General features: G+C 58.2%; 15 protein-coding genes. 7 read left to right on the top strand and 8 right to left on the bottom strand.

The features are described from left to right. Positions 1 to 70: 70 nt before the first annotated feature. The gene (locus J7382_RS00225; RefSeq protein ID WP_209066351.1) at positions 71 to 664 is read right to left on the bottom strand and encodes a TetR/AcrR family transcriptional regulator; all 594 of its coding nucleotides are present in this window, start codon (positions 662 to 664) and stop codon (positions 71 to 73) included. A 217-nt stretch (positions 665 to 881) separates the two neighbouring features. Here J7382_RS00225 and J7382_RS00220 point away from each other — a divergent pair, with 217 nt between their 5' ends. Continuing rightward, complete coding sequence (locus J7382_RS00220; RefSeq protein WP_209066350.1) at positions 882 to 1,337, top strand: nuclear transport factor 2 family protein; 456 nt, start codon at positions 882 to 884, stop codon at positions 1,335 to 1,337. Between the two features lie 59 nt (positions 1,338 to 1,396). Here J7382_RS00220 and J7382_RS00215 read toward each other — a convergent pair whose 3' ends face one another. Then, positions 1,397 to 2,311 (bottom strand): alpha/beta hydrolase, encoded by a 915-nt coding sequence (locus J7382_RS00215; RefSeq protein ID WP_209066349.1) that lies wholly within the window; start codon positions 2,309 to 2,311, stop codon positions 1,397 to 1,399. A 26-nt stretch (positions 2,312 to 2,337) separates the two neighbouring features. Then, positions 2,338 to 2,991 (bottom strand): glutathione S-transferase family protein, encoded by a 654-nt coding sequence (locus J7382_RS00210; protein ID WP_209066348.1) that lies wholly within the window; start codon positions 2,989 to 2,991, stop codon positions 2,338 to 2,340. Between the two features lie 115 nt (positions 2,992 to 3,106). On the opposite strand from J7382_RS00210, the gene J7382_RS00205 reads away from it, so the two are divergent. Next, positions 3,107 to 3,712 carry a TetR/AcrR family transcriptional regulator gene (locus J7382_RS00205; protein WP_209066347.1) on the top strand — a complete coding sequence of 202 codons (606 nt, stop codon included), beginning with the start codon at positions 3,107 to 3,109 and terminating at the stop codon, positions 3,710 to 3,712. 348 nt (positions 3,713 to 4,060) lie between these two features. Here J7382_RS00205 and gyrB read toward each other — a convergent pair whose 3' ends face one another. The 4 genes from gyrB to dnaA all read right to left on the bottom strand — a co-directional run bounded on the left by gyrB (position 4,061) and on the right by dnaA (position 10,403). Further along, a complete protein-coding gene (gyrB, locus tag J7382_RS00200; protein WP_209066346.1) occupies positions 4,061 to 6,478 on the bottom strand; it encodes a DNA topoisomerase (ATP-hydrolyzing) subunit B in 2,418 nt (805 codons plus the stop codon). 76 nt (positions 6,479 to 6,554) lie between these two features. Then, positions 6,555 to 7,679, bottom strand: a complete 1,125-nt coding sequence (gene recF, locus J7382_RS00195; RefSeq protein ID WP_209066345.1) for a DNA replication/repair protein RecF — start codon at positions 7,677 to 7,679, stop codon at positions 6,555 to 6,557. Positions 7,680 to 7,735: 56 nt separating this feature from the next. Continuing rightward, on the bottom strand, positions 7,736 to 8,854 hold the full coding sequence (gene dnaN / locus J7382_RS00190; protein ID WP_058239851.1) for a DNA polymerase III subunit beta: 1,119 nt from the start codon (positions 8,852 to 8,854) through the stop codon (positions 7,736 to 7,738). A 172-nt stretch (positions 8,855 to 9,026) separates the two neighbouring features. After that, positions 9,027 to 10,403, bottom strand: coding sequence for a chromosomal replication initiator protein DnaA (gene dnaA / locus J7382_RS00185; RefSeq protein ID WP_209066344.1), 1,377 nt, complete (start codon positions 10,401 to 10,403; stop codon positions 9,027 to 9,029). A 771-nt stretch (positions 10,404 to 11,174) separates the two neighbouring features. On the opposite strand from dnaA, the gene nth reads away from it, so the two are divergent. Both nth and J7382_RS00175 read left to right on the top strand, forming a co-directional pair. Beyond that, positions 11,175 to 11,819, top strand: coding sequence for an endonuclease III (gene nth, locus J7382_RS00180; RefSeq protein WP_209066343.1), 645 nt, complete (start codon positions 11,175 to 11,177; stop codon positions 11,817 to 11,819). Beyond that, complete coding sequence (locus J7382_RS00175) at positions 11,816 to 12,802, top strand: adenosine kinase (RefSeq protein ID WP_209066342.1); 987 nt, start codon at positions 11,816 to 11,818, stop codon at positions 12,800 to 12,802. The genes nth and J7382_RS00175 overlap by 4 nt, the downstream gene beginning before the upstream one ends. A 78-nt stretch (positions 12,803 to 12,880) precedes the next feature. On the opposite strand, the gene J7382_RS00170 is transcribed toward J7382_RS00175, so the two are convergent. Further along, complete coding sequence (locus J7382_RS00170) at positions 12,881 to 13,522, bottom strand: TetR/AcrR family transcriptional regulator (protein ID WP_247744767.1); 642 nt, start codon at positions 13,520 to 13,522, stop codon at positions 12,881 to 12,883. Between the two features lie 141 nt (positions 13,523 to 13,663). Between J7382_RS00170 and J7382_RS00165 the strand changes: the two genes are divergently transcribed. From J7382_RS00165 to J7382_RS00155, 3 genes are all read left to right on the top strand, one after another. Further along, on the top strand, positions 13,664 to 14,845 hold the full coding sequence (locus J7382_RS00165) for an acyl-CoA dehydrogenase family protein (protein ID WP_209066341.1): 1,182 nt from the start codon (positions 13,664 to 13,666) through the stop codon (positions 14,843 to 14,845). A gap of 4 nt (positions 14,846 to 14,849) precedes the next feature. Next, positions 14,850 to 15,959, top strand: coding sequence for an acyl-CoA dehydrogenase family protein (locus J7382_RS00160; RefSeq protein WP_209066340.1), 1,110 nt, complete (start codon positions 14,850 to 14,852; stop codon positions 15,957 to 15,959). Between the two features lie 166 nt (positions 15,960 to 16,125). After that, the gene (locus J7382_RS00155; protein WP_058239858.1) at positions 16,126 to 17,001 is read left to right on the top strand and encodes a branched-chain amino acid ABC transporter permease; all 876 of its coding nucleotides are present in this window, start codon (positions 16,126 to 16,128) and stop codon (positions 16,999 to 17,001) included. The last annotated feature ends 2 nt before the right edge of the window (positions 17,002 to 17,003 follow it).

The raw sequence follows: 17,003 nt of genomic DNA, 5'->3' as shown, positions 1-17,003 counted from the left end.
GAGTGTTTTCGTCAAAATCTGCTCTCGGTTCTGCTCATCCATTGGCCCGCTGCTGGCGTACTCCGGCAGATCACTGCATTTCTGCCTTGTAGTGCGCCAAGAACATCTTGATGCAATCCGACATGACGCCCGCATTTTCCTGCTTCTGGCCAAACATGAAATCAGGTGTGTAGAAGAAATCTCGGATCAGGCTGATTAACTGCCTGGAGGCGTATTTCGGATCGGTTCTCCGGATGGCTCCGGCATCCATCGCTTCAGAAATAAGCTGCGTGATCGGGTCCTGGAATGTTGCAAGCTGCGCGTAGTAGTCCTGCGACCGCTCCAGGTCGATCAGCATTTCAGCTGTGACCATTCGGGTCAGTGCGATGGTCTCAGGCTCGGTTAGCGCATCAACATATCTTTGCAGGGTTTCCGCCAGTTGCTCCTCTAGGTCACGTTCGGGATCAAAGGGGATTTTTTCCACCGCTGCCTTCTGCTCGATCATGATCTTGGAGATTTCGTCGAGAAGCGCGTCCTTGGTCTCGAAGTGATTGTAGAGCGTCCGGCTCGACACGTTGGCTCTTTTGGCGATTCGGCTGGTCTTGCCCCCCCGGAACCCGTGTTCTTGGAACTCTTCGATTGCCGCGGTAACAATATATTTTCGTTTCTTTTCAGTTAGTTTCACCTGATCACCCTACAAAATGTAAATTATTAGTTTATATTTACCCTCGCTCTCCTCAAAAAGTAAGGCGCAAGTTTACATTTGTCCGCTTCAAACCAAGGAGAGACCCAAGAAAACCGCCCTCAAATCCGCCGCCATCGCCGCCACCCTGGCCGTATCCTCACCTGCCACCGCCGAAGACAGGACGTTCCTGGGCTCGCGAATCACCGTCGAAAATATCGTGGATGTGCTGGAGATCCAGCGCGTCACCGCCAACCTGACCAATGCCGCCGACAGCCAGCACTGGGATGTGGTGCGTAATATCCTGGGTGATCAGGTGGATACCACGATCGGGGAAACCGAGCCCGGCGTGTCCAGTGTGAAGACCAACGATGACATTGCCACCCGCTGGGAGAGCTTCTTTGCCAGCACTGAGCGGTTCGTCATGCATCATGTCACCTCGAACGAGCGCGTGTTCTTTGAGGATCCAGACAATGCGACCGTGTTCAGCAAGGGTGTGATCGTGGTCGAAAACACCCCCGCCGGTGCCTATGCCGAAAGCGGCGGCACCCTACGCGGCTATCGCTGGGTCAGCTACGAGTTTGGTCTGAACCGGACCGATGAGGGCTGGAAGGTGAACAAGGTTCTGGTGGATTACCACTTGCAGGAGTGGGGCTCACTGGAAGCACCGAAGTAACTGAGCCCCAAAGTAGGGTGTTCCCCGCCCAGGTTCCCGGGCGGGGAATGCCTTTCGGCTCAGGCCATGTGCTCGTCAAAGAAGGCAACCATGCTCTCCGGGTTTTCACCGAAGTAGTTGTAGCCATCAAAACGCTGCGTAGTGCCCTCCACCCAGAGCAGTTTCTTGTCCGGTGTGCCCAGCAGATCATAGGTCGTCTGCACATCCTCGGGCCGGGTCCACAGGTCGTCTTTCACCTGGATCACATAGGTCGGCACCGTGACATTTGCCGCGAAGTGATGCGGGGTCATGCGCGCCATCGGGAAGGCGCCAAGACGCTGTTGCTCCTGATCAAGAAGGTCGATGAACTCACCGATCCCCTGCAGTTTGCCAATCTCCTCAGATGCGGTGCGCGACGAGCAGGGTTGCGGGCAGACAAAGGCGCGAACATCCACGAACAGGTCAGGACGTTTGCTCATCGCCACCATGGCCGAGTTGCCCCCGTTACAGGGATTAAACAGGCCTACCGTCATGTGCTTCAGCCGCTCGTGGCTTTGTACGTAGATCTGCGCCCCCGCCACATCACGCCATTCAAACAGCCCATAGGCAGCTAGCCCGGCATTGGCCGCGCCGCTGTGGCCGTGGTTGCGCATATCATAGGTCAGCACGTTGTAGCCCGCGTCATGCAACGCCTTGTAGGCCTTGCCAAATTCGACATTCACCGGCGCGAACTGCGACCAGGGCTCCAGGTGGCCGGGGAAGCCGTAACGGCTGAAGGTCAACGGGTGGTTGCAGATGATCAGCTTGTCGGACCCTTCGGCCGGAATGAACCAGGCCTCAAGCGGCACGCCGTCCAGTGCCGGAAAGAACACGTCTTCATAGTCCATGCCGTAGTCGGCAGGCGTCTTCAACACCGGGGTGCGATTGACGATGGTATTGCCCTGGGCCATGGCCTGGATGATGGCCATTTGTTCGGCGGTGGGGTGTTTGGTCATGGGAGGATCCCTTTCTTTTATTCAGGTCAGCCGATGCGTGAAGGCAGAGGAGCCAGCATCTGTTCACTGGACGGGCGCGCCGCCATGGTTGTGCGCCAACGAGTGACGTTTTCCAGATCGGTCCGGTCGAGCCATGGCACCACTGGCGCCATCGTGGAGAGGAACGCGTTCAGCAGGATATCGGCCATGCTCAGGCGATCCCCGACGATAAAGCTGCGCCCGGCAAGGTCTTGGTCCAGCTGCTCCAACCCGCGCTCAGCTTGAGCCTGCATCCAGTCTTGTGCCTTCGTCGCTGCCAGCCGGTGACCGCGATAGAACTGCACGACCATCTCCGTTCCCCGCCACCAGGTCACCATCGGAAAGGCGATTTCGCCATAGACGCGCCGGGTCCACATGTTGGCCAGGGCCCGTTCCTCCGGCGTGGTGCCGAACAACGAAACACCACCCTCGGCCACTTCGTCGAAATAGGCGCAGATCGCGGTGATCTCGGTGATCACCGCGCCACTGTCCAAGCGTAGCGCCGGCACTTCGCCTCGGGCATTCACGGTGTTCAGGAACGCCTCTTCACGTTTGGCGAGTTCAACATGTTCCACATCCATCGCAATCCCGCCGCGTTCCAGCACGAACTGGCGAACGGTGACGGGGGTTGGCCCGGGAGAGTTGGCATCATAAAGCAGCATGGGACAGGCCCTTTCTGGCGGAGAGCATGTAAACGATATCGTTCACATACTCTCCGCCAATACACTTGTAAACGTTTATGTTTACATTTTTGCGGGCACGCCCTAAACCATCCAAATGCAATCGAAAAAAGACGACATTCTAATCGCCGCGCTGCAGGTGTTTCAGGAAGAGGGGCTGAAAGGGGCGCGGATGGAACGGATCGCCGAGGTGGCCGCCGTGTCCAAACGCACGCTCTACAAATATTTCGACAGTAAGGCGGCACTGTTCGAGGCGATCAGCGCCATGACCCTCAAGGTTCTGTCTGATATGAAGATCCCGAACCACGACCCAAATGACCCGCTGGCCCCGCAGCTGACTGAGGCATTGCGGGCCTATATGCGCCAAACTATGACGCCTGACTTCCTGACAGGATCGCGGGTTTTGCAGTCGGAATTCATGCGCAACCCCGAGGCCGCACAACGCTTCAACGCTGCCTATCGCGAGGTCGACGTGCCCTTGACCAGATTTGTCGCGGATGCGATGGCAGCTGGGCAATTGATCCCCGCCGATCCCGATGCGGCCACGGCGCGTCTGCTCGCCCTGTTCAAAAGCATGATCCTGATCCCGGCCATTTTGAACAGCGTCGGCACGCGTGAATCAGAAGACATGGACAGCATCGCACAGGAAAGCGTGCAACAGTTTCTGAGGCAATTCGCAAGTCCGGTGGCGTCAGACAGCTGACCCAAAGTTAACCCGGACTCGTTTCAGTTTGATGCGCGGTTCGTGTTCGGCAAACCGGGCCTTCGGTGCGCAAGCTGCGAATGATCACCTTGGGCCGCTCGCGTATTCTGGGCCATTGATCTCTATTTGCACCAATAGAAAGGTCTGTCGCCAAATCGCGATTCTACCGAGGGGAGAAAAACCAATTCAACACAGCTTAGGCGAGTAAATTGACGGTGCCAAAATGGTGAACATCCGCATTCAAAAATGTCTTCAGATTTTGGCGAATTTCAGGGCACTTTACTACCTGACCCGAAATTCGCCAAAATTAGTCAAAACGAACGACTATGGGGAATCATACAGCGCATCTCAGAAGTCGAGGTTTTCCACGCTCAGTGCGTTTTTCTGGATGAACTCGCGGCGGGGCTCCACCACATCGCCCATCAGCTTGGTGAAGAGATCATCCGCCTCGGCCATGTCTTCGACTTTCACCTGAAGCAGCGTGCGGGCGTCCGGATCCAGCGTGGTTTCCCAGAGCTGATCGGGGTTCATTTCCCCCAGACCTTTGTAGCGTTGCAGCGTCAGGCCTTTTTCGCCCTCTTCCAGAATGGCGCGCAGCAGGTCTAGCGGGCCGTGGATAATCTGGCTGCGGTCTTTGCGCATCAAAGTGGCGGGGCTGCCGTATACTTCTTGCAGGCTGTCTGTGAAGCTGCCGGATTTGCGGGCCTCACCAGAGCGCAGCATCGGGCCATCCAACGTGCGCACCTCTTCCACACCGCGCAGAATGCGCGCCAGTTTGATGCCGTGATCCTGTGTGATCCGGCCCTGCCAGCCGCGCTCATATTCCAGCGCGATCAGATCCAGCCGCGCGGCCACTTTGTCGGCGACGCCTTGCAGATCGCTGTCCACAGCGCCGGGCACAAAGGCCCCGGCAATGGCGGCCTGTTCCAGAATGTGGCGCGGATAATGCGTTGGAAAGGCGTCCAGAACCTGCTTGAGCTGGCGCGCCTCTGTGACCACACGGGCCAGATCCTGCCCGGTCATCTCCATACCATTGCCCAGCTTGAGTACAGCGCCCTCAATGCCCTGATTGATCAGGTAATCGTCCAGCGCGGCCTGATCTTTCAGGTAAACCTCTGATTTGCCCCGTGCCACTTTGTAGAGCGGCGGCTGCGCAATGTAGAGATGTCCCATCTCGATCAGTTCGGGCATCTGACGGTAAAAGAATGTCAGCAGAAGTGTACGGATGTGGGCGCCGTCCACGTCCGCATCGGTCATGATCACCACCTTATGGTAGCGCAGCTTTTCGAGGCTGAATTCATCGCGGCCAATACCGGTGCCAAGCGCCATCACGAGGTTGCCGATCTCCTGCGAGCTCAGCATGCGGTCAAAGCGGGCGCGTTCCACGTTCAGAATCTTACCGCGCAGGGGCAGAATCGCCTGTGTCATCCGGTCCCGTCCGGTCTGTGCGGACCCACCAGCGGAGTCCCCCTCCACGAGGAAGACTTCGGTCTTGGAGGGGTCTTTCTCGGCACAGTCTTTCAGCTTGCCGGCGAGGAAGTTCACATCCATCGCGGTTTTGCGCCGGGTCAGCTCACGCGCCTTACGGGCGGCTTCCCGGGCATGGGCGGCCTCAAGAATTTTGGAAACGATCATCTTGGCGGTCTGCGGGTTTTCCTCAAACCATTCCGTCAGCTTCTCGTTCATCAGCCCTTCAACGGCCGGGCGCACCTCGGAACTCACCAGCTTGTCTTTGGTCTGCGAGCTGAATTTCGGATCCGGCACTTTCACGGAGAGCACACAGGTCAGACCTTCGCGGGCATCATCACCGGTGAAGGTGATCTTTTCTTTCTTGGCGATGCCGCTTTCCTGCGCGTATTTCTGCAATGTGCGGGTCAGCGCGCCTCGGAAGCCTGCGATATGCGTACCGCCATCGCGCTGTGGGATGTTGTTGGTGAAGGGCAGCACATTTTCATGATAGCTGTCATTCCACCACATGGCGACTTCCACACCGATGTCGTCCTTCTCGCCTTTCACATAGATTGGCGCCTCCATCAGGGAGGTTTTGTGACGGTCGATGTATTTCACAAACTCATTCACACCACCGTCGTAATAGAGCTCGGTGCGCAGCGGCTCGGCAGGGCGTTCATCTTCCAGAATGATGCGCACGCCGGAGTTCAGGAAGGCCAGCTCGCGCAGGCGCTTTTCCAGCGTGTCAAAAGAATAGTCGATGTTGGAGAAGGTCTCGGTGGAGGCCATGAAGCGCACTTCCGTGCCGGTCTCATCGCCACAGTCCTGCACCACGCGCAGGTGTTCGGTACAATCGCCATGCTCAAACTTGGCGTAGTGCTCTTTGCCGTTGCGCCAAATCCGCAGTTCCAGCCAGACCGACAGCGCGTTTACAACCGAAACACCCACACCGTGCAGACCGCCGGAAACCTTGTAGGAGTTGCTGTCAAATTTGCCGCCAGCGTGCAGCTGGGTCATGATCACCTCGGCCGCAGACACGCCTTCTTCAGGGTGAATATCCACCGGAATCCCGCGCCCGTTATCAAACACGGAGACAGAACTGTCGGCGTGAATTTTCACGCGTACATGGTCAGCGTGATTGGCCAACGCCTCATCAATGCCGTTGTCCACAACCTCATAGACCATATGGTGCAGACCCGAGCCATCATCGGTATCGCCGATATACATGCCCGGACGTTTCCGGACCGCTTCCAAGCCTTTGAGAACTTTAATGGAATCCGCGCCATATTGCTCGGGATTTTGCGCGCTGTCAGACATTCATGTGGCCCTTTTTGGTTTCCCGATTTTATATCGGCTTTGGCCGGGGATGTCACGCAATTGGGGCGACTTTTTGCTATTGTGCCTGTGGTGCCTGACCCAATGTGGAGAGGGCGGAAAGACCGGCCTCATCGGTGACTTCCACATATTGCGCACGCGCCCCAAGCGCTTCAAACAAACCCACTTCCGTTCCGGTCATCCACGCCTGTGCCCCAAGCGCGCAGATCTCATCATAAAGCGCCGCGCGGCGGTCGGGATCCAGATGGGCAGCGACCTCATCCAGCAACAGAATGGGCGCGGCTCCCAGATCCTGTTTGAGCGCGCGGGCATTGGCGAGGATCAGAGAGACCAGAAGCGCCTTTTGCTCGCCGGTGGAGCAGTCTTTGGCGGGCACGCCTTTCTTCCGGTAGGTGCCGATCATATCGGTGCGGTGTGGCCCCACAAGCGTGCGCCCTGCCGCAATGTCGCGAAACCGGCTTTCCGCCAGGGCTTCCAGCAGATCTGCGGCAGTGTCGGGCAGCGCGCCTTCGGATTGCATCAGTTCCAGTTCCGCCACGGGGAAGGCGGTTTGTGTTGCTGCCTGTGCGTCCAGCAGGCGCTCAACGGTCTTGGCGCGAGCGGATTGGATGTGCGCGCCATGCTCGGCCATCTGCCGCTCCAGCGCAACATACCAATGGGCATCGCTGATCTGTTCTTTCAGCAAGCGGTTGCGCTCACGCATGGATTTTTCATAGGCCAGCGTGGCTTCGGCGTGATCGGGATAGAAGCTCAGCGTCATGCGGTCCAAAAACCGCCGCCGCCCTTCGGCCCCTTCGATCCAGAGCCGGTCCATGGAGGGGATCAGCCAGAGCACACGCGCCAGCCGCCCAAGCTGCGTCTGAGGCGCGGTTTTTCCATCAATCTGAACCTGACGGGCGGCGCCATTTTCTGATTTAATGTCAATTTCATAGGAGGATCCGCCCGACTTCAGAAGCCCGGACAGCTTCCAGCCGATGGCCTCTGGGCGGCGGGTCATCTCTTCGGCACTGGCCCGGCGAATGCCACGCCCAGGTGAGAACAGAGAAACCGCCTCAAGAATATTGGTCTTGCCCGCCCCATTGGGCCCATAAAGCGCCACAGGGCGCGCATCACACTGGAGCGCGCCCTTTTTGTGGGACCTGAAATGGGACAGGTTCAATGAAGTCAGATACAGCTCAGACATGTGCCCGTTTTCTTGCTGGGCCAGATCGCTGCGCCGCAGGTTGCCGCGTCAGTGGATCATACCCGCATTGGCATCACGACATAGACGGCGGAGGTGTCATTGCCTTCGCGCATCAGGGTCGGATCTCCGGCGGAGTTGAACAGGAAGACGGCGTTTTCGCGATCTACCTGGCTGGCGATTTCCAGCAGATATTTCGCGTTAAAGCCAATTTCCAGACGCTCGTCATTGTAAGCCACGGCCAGCTCTTCTTCGGCGGCACCGCTGTCCGGCGAATTCACCGACAGCACTAGACGGTCTTCGTCCAGTTGCAGCTTCACAGCGCGGGAGCGTTCGGAGGAGACGGTGGCCACACGGTCTACCGCTTTGGCAAATTCGGCGGCGTCCACTTCGAGCTTGCGGGTGTTGCCCTGTGGGATCACGCGGCTGTAATCGGGGAAGGTGCCGTCGATCACCTTGGAGGTCAGAGTGATGTTGGGCGTGGCAAAGCGCACTTTGGTTTCGCTCACGGAGACGGCGATTTCCATTTCGTCGTCATCCAGCAGCTTGCGCAGCTCGCCAACGGTTTTGCGCGGCACGATCACGCCGGGCATATCCGCTGCGCCATCGGGCAGATCCGTGTCAATGCGCGCCAGACGGTGGCCATCGGTGGCCACAGCTCGCAGCGCCTTGGCACCATCTGCGTCGGCGACATGCATATAGACGCCGTTCAGATAATAGCGGGTCTCTTCGGTGGAGATCGCGAACTTCGATTTGTCAAACAGGCGGCGCAGCGCAGGCGCAGGCGCGGAGAAGTTTGAGGTGTATTCCGAGGAGGCCATCACCGGGAAATCTTCGCGCGGCAGGGTTGCCAGCGAGAAGTTGGAGCGGCCCGCTTCCACGGTCAGCCGGCCCGCTGCACTGTCGTCGGTCAGGGTGACCAGCGCGCCGTCTGGCAGCTTGCGTACGATTTCATGCAGTGTGGTCGCGGCCACGGTTGTGGCACCAGCGCGTTCCACCATGGCATTGGCTTTGTCGACCACTTCGATGTCCAGATCCGTGGCGCGGAACTGCACCGTGTCGCCTTCGGCTTCGATCAGAACATTGGCAAGGATCGGAATGGTGTTGCGACGTTCCACAACGGATTGCGCTTGGCTCACTGCCTTCAGGAGCACGGCGCGTTCGATACTGATTTTCATCCCTTCACCCTCTCGATTGCCGGGACAGCCACGTTAGCCTTTCGCCGCACCAGCACAAGTCTTTTTATAGGTTGTTGAATACTTCGGCTGGACCGTCAAGCGCCAAGCACCGAAATGAAAACGCCGCACCTCTGGGACGCGGCGTTTTGGTCACGTTTTTTAGGCAAATGCCTCAGGCTTCCAGTGCCCGGCGCAGCATTTCCAGATCTTCGGCGATCTGACCATCCGAATTGCGCAGCTCTTCGATGCGGCGCACGCCGTGCATGACCGTGGTGTGATCACGCCCGCCAAAGCGGCGGCCTATTTCTGGCAGCGACCGGCTGGTCAGCTGTTTGCACAGATACATGGCAACCTGGCGGGGGCGTGCAAAGGTGCGCACGCGCTTGGGGCCAATCATGTCGCTGAGACGGATATTGTAGTGATCTGCGACCTTGCGCTGAATTTCTTCCACAGAGATCTTACGCTCAGAGGCGCGCAGCACATCTGACAGACAGTCCTGCGTCAGCTCCATGGTGATCTCGCGCCCCACGAGGGAGGCAAAAGCGAACAGACGTGTCAGAGCGCCTTCGAGAACGCGCACATTGGTGGAGATGCGATGCGCGAGGAATTCCAGAACCCCGTCGGCCAGCTGCAGCTCCGGGTATTGCTGGCGGTAGGTTTCAACCTTGTTTTGCAGAATGCCCAGACGCAGCTCATAGTCCGTTGGGTGCAGATCCACCACGAGACCGCATTGCAGGCGGCTCTTGATGCGATCTTCCAGATCCTTGATCTCACCGGGCGCGCGATCGGCTGAAATGATGATCTGCTTGTTTTGATCCACAAGCGCGTTGAAAGTGTGGAAGAATTCTTCCTGTGTGCTGTCTTTGCCAGCGATGAATTGAACATCATCCACCATCAGAACATCCACGGAGCGGAACAGCTCCTTGAAGTCCATCATTTTGCGATCCCGCAGCGCCTGCACAAAGCGGTACATAAACTGTTCGGCGGAGAGGTAGAGCACGTTCAGGTCGGGGCGATGCGCCTGAAGCTCCCATGCAATCGCGTGCATCAAGTGCGTTTTACCAAGACCCACGCCACCATAGAGAAACAGCGGATTGAAGGTCACCGGGCCACCTTCGGCCACGCGGCGCGCAGCGGCATTGGCCAGTTCGTTGGGTTTGCCGACAACAAAGCTGTCAAAGGTAAAACGCGGATCCAGTGGCGCACCGGTCATCTCTGCCTCAGACTGGACAGCGTTTTCCGCTTTTGTAGCGGTAGATTTGCTGCGCGTGACAGCTTTGGGCGCTGCAGCGGCGCGCTGTGCCTTTTGGGCGGCCACTTTGAATTGCATGCGCTGTACGTTTTCGCCGGCCTGATGGAACTGATGCATGATCAGGTCGCCGTAATTCTGCGATACATAATTGCCAATAAAGTTGGTTGGCACGTGAAACGTTGCCACCCCATCTTGCAAATTTGCGAAAGCGACTGGCTCAATCCAAGTTTTAAAGTTGTTCTGGCCCACCGTTTTCAAAAGGTCTTGCCGAATGTCGCCCCATTTATCGTCGGTCATCTGTCCCCATATTCCTTCACGCGTCTAGTCTTGCCGGGCTGAGCCCGATCCTTAGTTTTATTTTTGGATTGCACCGAGCCATTGGGTCAAAACGGCCACATAAAGACATGCCTCAACCGTTCCGGGGGTCCCTATTCCCCGGTTGAATATGTCTTCATGCGCAAGCGCAGATTTGTTGGAACAGGTGAGCTGTCAGACAACCGCCCGGCTACATCGTTGTGCAACCAGTGCAGTCGCCCGGTATGGCCTAAGCCATCACGTGTCGGCGTCTGTCCCCCCCAAGGCGAAGTGAATCGCTGGAAGAAACTAGCAATAGGGGCCTCAAACGGGCAACTGAACTTCGAACTTGACTCAGGCATTTGCAAAAAAGAATCTATCCACAGGCAATTAAGTGTCTGTTAATATGTGGAAAACGCATTTTTTTTGAACACTTCTAGAAGCCAGTGAGATGACGCAGTTGGTCACCCGTTCTGCCCGGCTTCAACGCGCCGCAGCGTGTGGGATTTGGCGGTAAAACCGGGGATTCCGTGAGTGTTTTCCGGGGGTCGCAAGGAAAGCCGGTGTTGCGACTCTGACACAATCCACAGGGGTATGCTGCGATGCAGAAAAAGGAATCGCTGAAATTGCTTGCAGCAGGCGCATAGCGCATTTGCGAAAACGGTGGATAAGAGGGGGTTGTTGTCCACAGTCTCTGTGTGCAGGCGCGGGGATTCGTCGCCATCTTGGTCTGTACCCTTGTCAGCTTGGGGGTGCCCATGCCAAAGGTCGCTCATGGCAAAGCAACTGGATTATCACACCATCCGGGAGATCTTCACCCGGTTTGAGGCAGCTGAGGCCGAACCCAAAGGCGAATTGGATCACGTCAATGTCTATACATTGGTGGTGGCCGTTGCCCTGTCGGCTCAAGCAACCGATGTTGGCGTCAATCGCGCCACCAAAGATCTGTTCAAAGTGGCGGACACGCCGCAAAAGATGCTGGATCTGGGAGAAGAGGCCCTGATCGAGCACATTAAAACCATTGGGTTATACCGCAACAAAGCCAAAAACGTCATGAAGCTCTCCAAGATCCTTGTGGAGCAATATGGCGGAGAGGTGCCCAACTCCCGCGCCGCTTTGGAAAGCCTGCCGGGGGTGGGGCGCAAGACGGCCAATGTGGTGCTCAATATGTGGTGGCGCTACCCGGCGCAGGCGGTGGACACGCATATCTATCGTTTTGGCAACCGCTCCGGAGTCTGCCCCGGCAAAGATGTGGTGGCGGTGGAGCGCGCCATCGAAGATCACATCCCTGTGGACTTTCAGCTTCATGCACATCATTGGATGATCCTGCACGGGCGTTACGTGTGTAAGGCGCGCAAACCCATGTGCAGCAACTGTTTGATCCGTGATCTCTGCCTATTTGAGGACAAGGCCCTATGAAACAATATCAGGTTGTCGGCATCGGCAACGCCATCGTCGATGTGATCAGCCAGTCTGATGACAGTTTTCTGGATCTGATGGGGATTCAGAAAGGCATCATGCAGCTGGTGGAAAAAGAGCGTGGCGAGATGCTCTATGCCGCCATGACCAACCGCACGCAGGCGCCGGGCGGCTCTGTGGCCAACACGCTGGCAGGCCTTGGCGCGCTGGGGTTGTCCACTGCCTTTATCGGGCGGGTGCATGATGATGCGCTGGGGCAATTCTATGCCCAGTCGATGCAGACGGGCGGTACGGATTTCGTAAACCCGCCTGTGGCCGGCGGCGATCTGCCCACCTCCCGCTCTATGATATTCGTGTCCCCGGATGGGGAGCGCTCGATGAACACATATCTGGGGATTTCCTCCGAGGTCGGGCCTGAAGATGTGTCTGATGATGTGGCCGGTCAGGCGCAGCTGCTGTTTTTGGAGGGTTACCTCTATGACAAGCCCAAGGGCAAAGAGGCCTTTGAGCGCGCAGCCAAACTGTGCCGGGATGGCGGCGGACTTGCGGGGATCGCGCTCTCTGATCCTTTCTGTGTGGAGCGCCATCGCGCCGATTTCCGTCGCCTGGTGAAGGAGCTCGACTTTGTCATCGGCAACGAGCACGAATGGGCCTCGCTTTATGAAACCGATCTGAGCAACGCGCTTGAGCAGGCGTCACAGGATGCCGGCATGGTGGTCTGCACCCGTTCTGGCCATGATGTTGTTCTGCTGCGGGGGGAGGAGCAGGCCACCGTGCCTGTCAATGAAATCGTGCCCGTAGATGCCACAGGTGCGGGCGATCAGTTTGCCTGCGGTTTCCTTTATGGTGTTGCCACAGGGCAATCTCTGGAAGTGGCGGGCCGGATGGGCTGCATCGCTGCCGCAGAGGTCATCAGCCACTATGGTGCCCGCCCGGAAGCGGACATCAAAGAGCTGTTTCGCAAAGAAGGTCTGATTGGCTAAGCCCTCAGATCAAAACAGACAACTGGTGGCGTCCAGATATGCCACCAGCACGCCAGCCAAGTGCGCCCGCAGGCCGAACTATTGCAGAGCGGCCACGGCCATATCCGCAAGCTGCTCTGACAGGTCGGTTATAAACTCCGACGGCTCTTCGGCGCGCGGCTGATACCAGAACACCGGCGCATTCACCATCAGCAGCACCGAGTGCAGCGCCACTGAGATGTTCTGCGACCGGAAGGCCCCGCACGCCATGCCGCGGCTGATCACATCGCGAAATAGGGTTTCATAGGCTTTGCGCTCTTGTCGGATGTCCGCTAGCAGGCTGCGCTCCAGCGCTGTGGTGGATTTCTGAGACATGCCCACAAAAGACTGCAGGATCACTTTATGATAAGGCAGGCTGCCCAGCACGGCGGGAATATGGGCGCAGACCATCTGCCGCAATTGTACATCCGGTGGCAGATCCGGGTCCAGAACCGGATGCACCGCGCGGTGGGCAAAATCCGCAGCCCTCAGACAGACTTCTGCCAACAACACGCCCTTTGAGGGGAAATGATGGTAAATCCGGCCTTTGGTTGCGCCAAGATGGCGGGCCACATCGTCAATAGAGGCCGCCTCCGCGCCCAGCGTCATGAACACCTCCGCAGCGGCGTCCAGTACCTCGGATTTGGCGCGGCTCATTTTCGGTTTTGGCGCCTGTGACGGGCTGTTTGGCTCTGAGTTCATTTGGCTATCTTTGCCGTGCCCCCCTTTGAGGTGACGTGGCGTCTGCTTGGGACCTGTGATTGACAGCATACTTAGTAGTATGTTTGCATCCCAATAGCAACGCAGCCCTGCAAGAGGCTGTTGGGGCAAGGGAGGAACAGCATGACGGATTTGGCCCTGTTTCGGCAGGAGACACGCCAATGGCTTGAGACACACTGCCCGGAGGAGATGCGCCTGCCGATGTCCGAAGAGGACATCTGTTGGGGCGGGCGGCATTTTACCTTCCGTTCTGCGGCTCAGAAGGCTTGGCTGGAGGCCATGGCTGCGCGCGGCTGGACCGTGCCGGGTTGGCCCAAAGCATATGGCGGCGGCGGTCTCTCCGGAGAGCAGCAAAAAATCCTGGCTGAGGAGATGGCTCGCATTAACGCGCGCCCGCCGCTGCAGAGTTTTGGCATATGGATGCTGGGGCCCGCCTTGCTGGAGTTTGGCACAGAGGCGCAGAAGCGCCATTACCTGCCGCAAATTGCGCGCGGTGAGATCCGCTGGTGTCAGGGCTATTCCGAACCCGGTGCGGGGTCGGATCTGGCCGGTTTGCAGACCAAGGGCGTTGATCACGGGGATCATTTCGCCGTCACAGGTCAGAAAATCTGGACATCTTACGCCGACAAGGCAGATTGGATTTTCTGTCTGGTCCGCACAGAGCCGGAGGCGGCGAAACACACGGGCATTTCCTTTCTCCTGTTTGATATGGAAAGCGCCGGGGTTTCCACGCGGCCGATCAAACTTATTTCCGGGGCATCACCCTTCTGCGAAACCTTTTTTGACGATGTGAAAGTGCCCAAGGATCAGATCGTCGGGGAGCGGGGGCAGGGCTGGACCATCGCGAAATACCTGCTCACCCATGAGCGCGAAATGATTGGCGCTTCTGACAATGCGCTCTTTGCCAAGACGGATTTGGTGGCGGATGCCATTCAATCCGTCGGGGTGAACGAAGATGGGCATTTGGATGATCCGATGCTGCGTGCCGAGCTGGGCCAGTTTCTGGTCGATGAAATCTGTTTTGACGCCCATATGCAGATGTCTGGCGCCTATATGCGGGCGGGGCATGAATTGGGCGCGCGCTCCGCAGAGCTGAAATATCTTGGCACTGAGCTCAACAAACGCCGACAGAGTCTCAGGGTGTCTGCCGGTGGGGCGGATGATCTGGTCTGGGAAGGCACAGCCAACAGCGCGGGGCAGGCGGCCAAAGACTGGCTGCGCGCCAAAGGAAACAGCATCGAAGGCGGCACCTCTGAGGTCATGCTGTCAATCCTGTCCAAAGCCGTTTTGAAATTGCCGGGGTGAGCTTATGGAAGTGTTGAGCGAAGATCATAAACTGATCGCCGAAGCCGCGCAGGGGTTTCTGAAGGCAGGGCATGGCGTTGAGGCTTTCCGGGCCCTACGGGATGCAGGCGATGACAAAAACGCTGCGCTGCGCAGTGAGATCGCAGGGATGGGCTGGATGGGTATTTTGCTTCCGGAGGCGGTTGGCGGCGTGGACTTTGGCTATCGTGCTGCCGGGCTGATTGCGGAAGCAATGGGACGCAACCTCACCATCAGCCCGTTTCTGTCATCGGCGATTCTGGCCGCCACCGTGCTGCGCGCTGTTGGCGGTACTGCGCTGCAGCATTGGGGGCCGCGTCTTGCCGAAGGGCAGGTCACCATGGCGCTTGCGCTGGAGGAAGGCACAAAGCACCGGCCAGACCGGATCGCAACAACCCTGGCGGAAACGGCAAGTGGCCTGCGTTTGACCGGGCGTAAGGGTTTTGTTGTGGATGGCGGCGCGGCGGATCGCCTGATCGTCGTGGCCAAACAGGGGGGCGCATGCGTTTTGGTGCTGGTTGATCCAGCGGCGGATGGGGTTGTGGTCACCGAACAGATCATGCTGGATCACCGCAATGCTGCCGCGGTGGCTTTTGAGGATGTGGCGCTTGCGCAGGCGGATGTGCTGGCAATGGGGCCGGAGGCCGAAGCTGCGCTGGCTCAGGCGCTGGCAGCAGGCCGCGCGGTTGCCGCCGCAGAGCAGCTTGGCGTGGCCAAAGCGGCAGCTGAACAGAGCTTTGACTATCTGCGCACGCGCAAACAATTTGGCGTCCTGATCGGACAATTTCAGGCGTTGCAGCATCGTGCCGCCGATCTCTACTGTGAATTGGCACAGGCGGACTCGTTGGTAGCGGCAGCGCTCAACGCGTTGGATGCAGGCAGTGACGACAGCGAGCTGCTCACCCGCGCCGCCAAGGCCAAACTGGCCCGCGTGGGGCGGCAGGCCACGGAAGAGGGCGTGCAGATGCATGGCGGCATTGGCATGACCGACGCCATGGACCTTGGTTTGTTCATGAAGCGGGATCGCGCGCTCAGTGAGTTTCTTGGGGATGCAGGGTATCACACTAATTGGATTTTGCGGCACCGCGGCATCTAGCGCGGGATTTGAAGCAAAGAAAGACAGGAGCATACGGAGGCGTATGGAAATCTTAGGGTGACGTAACGGAGGCTTGCATATTGGGAGGTATGGCAAGCTTGACGCGAAGGCAATCGCTCCGGAGACTGATCCCATAAAGCCGGGAAACCCGGCACGGGAGGATAGATTGGAAGTTGTGCAATTGCTCGTCAGCGGGCTTGCGAACGGCTGTGTTTACGGTCTGATCGCACTTGGCTTCGTGCTCATTTACAAGGCGACCGAACAGGTGAATTTCGCCCAAGGCGATTTCATGATGCTCGGCGCCTTTGTTTGTTTGGGGCTCACCAACGCGCATTATATGGGCTTGCCCTTCTGGCTCGCCGCGCCGCTGGCTGTCGTCATTATGGCCGTGCTGGGCTATCTGCTAGATTTCTTTGTGCTGCGGCATCTCTTTGGGCAAAGCCAGACGGCGGTGGTGATCCTGACCATCGCGCTGGGCTTTGTGATCCGTTTTGTGGCCGGGGTGATTTGGGGCCATGAGCCACAGACCCTTGAGAGCCCGCTCGCGGTGGGCGATTTCAATCTGGGCGGCGTGGTGCTGGGCATGGCGGATCTGGCCGTGATCGTGGTGACGGTGCTGCTGACGCTCTGCCTCTATCAGTTCTTTCAACGCACCCGTCTGGGGCTGGCGATGCAGGCCGCCAGTCAGAACCAGATGGCGGCGTATTTCATGGGCATTCCGGTGAAGCGGGTGCAGGGGATGATCTGGGGATTGTCCGGCGCGGTGGCCGCCGTGGCGGGCATCCTGTTTGCCTCCAAGGGCGCGATTGAAATCAGCTCAGGATTGCTTGGTATCAAGGCCTTTGCCGCAGCGGTGATTGGCGGCTTTGGCAGCTTGCCCGGTGCGCTGATGGGCGGGCTGATTGTTGGGGTGATCGAGCCCTTCGCTTCTTATTATTTCCCGGCGGGCTACAGCCAGATCGCTCCTTATGCGCTGCTGCTTTTGGTGTTGGTGTTCCGCCCCCATGGCCTGTTCTCACAGGTCCGGATCAAGAAGGTCTGAGC

The sequence above is a fragment of the Shimia sp. R11_0 genome, from assembly GCF_017744035.1.
Taxonomy (GTDB): Bacteria; Pseudomonadota; Alphaproteobacteria; order Rhodobacterales; family Rhodobacteraceae; genus Shimia; species Shimia marina.
Note: the sequence above shows the minus strand (reverse complement) of the source record. Positions and strands in the feature narration are given on the sequence as shown.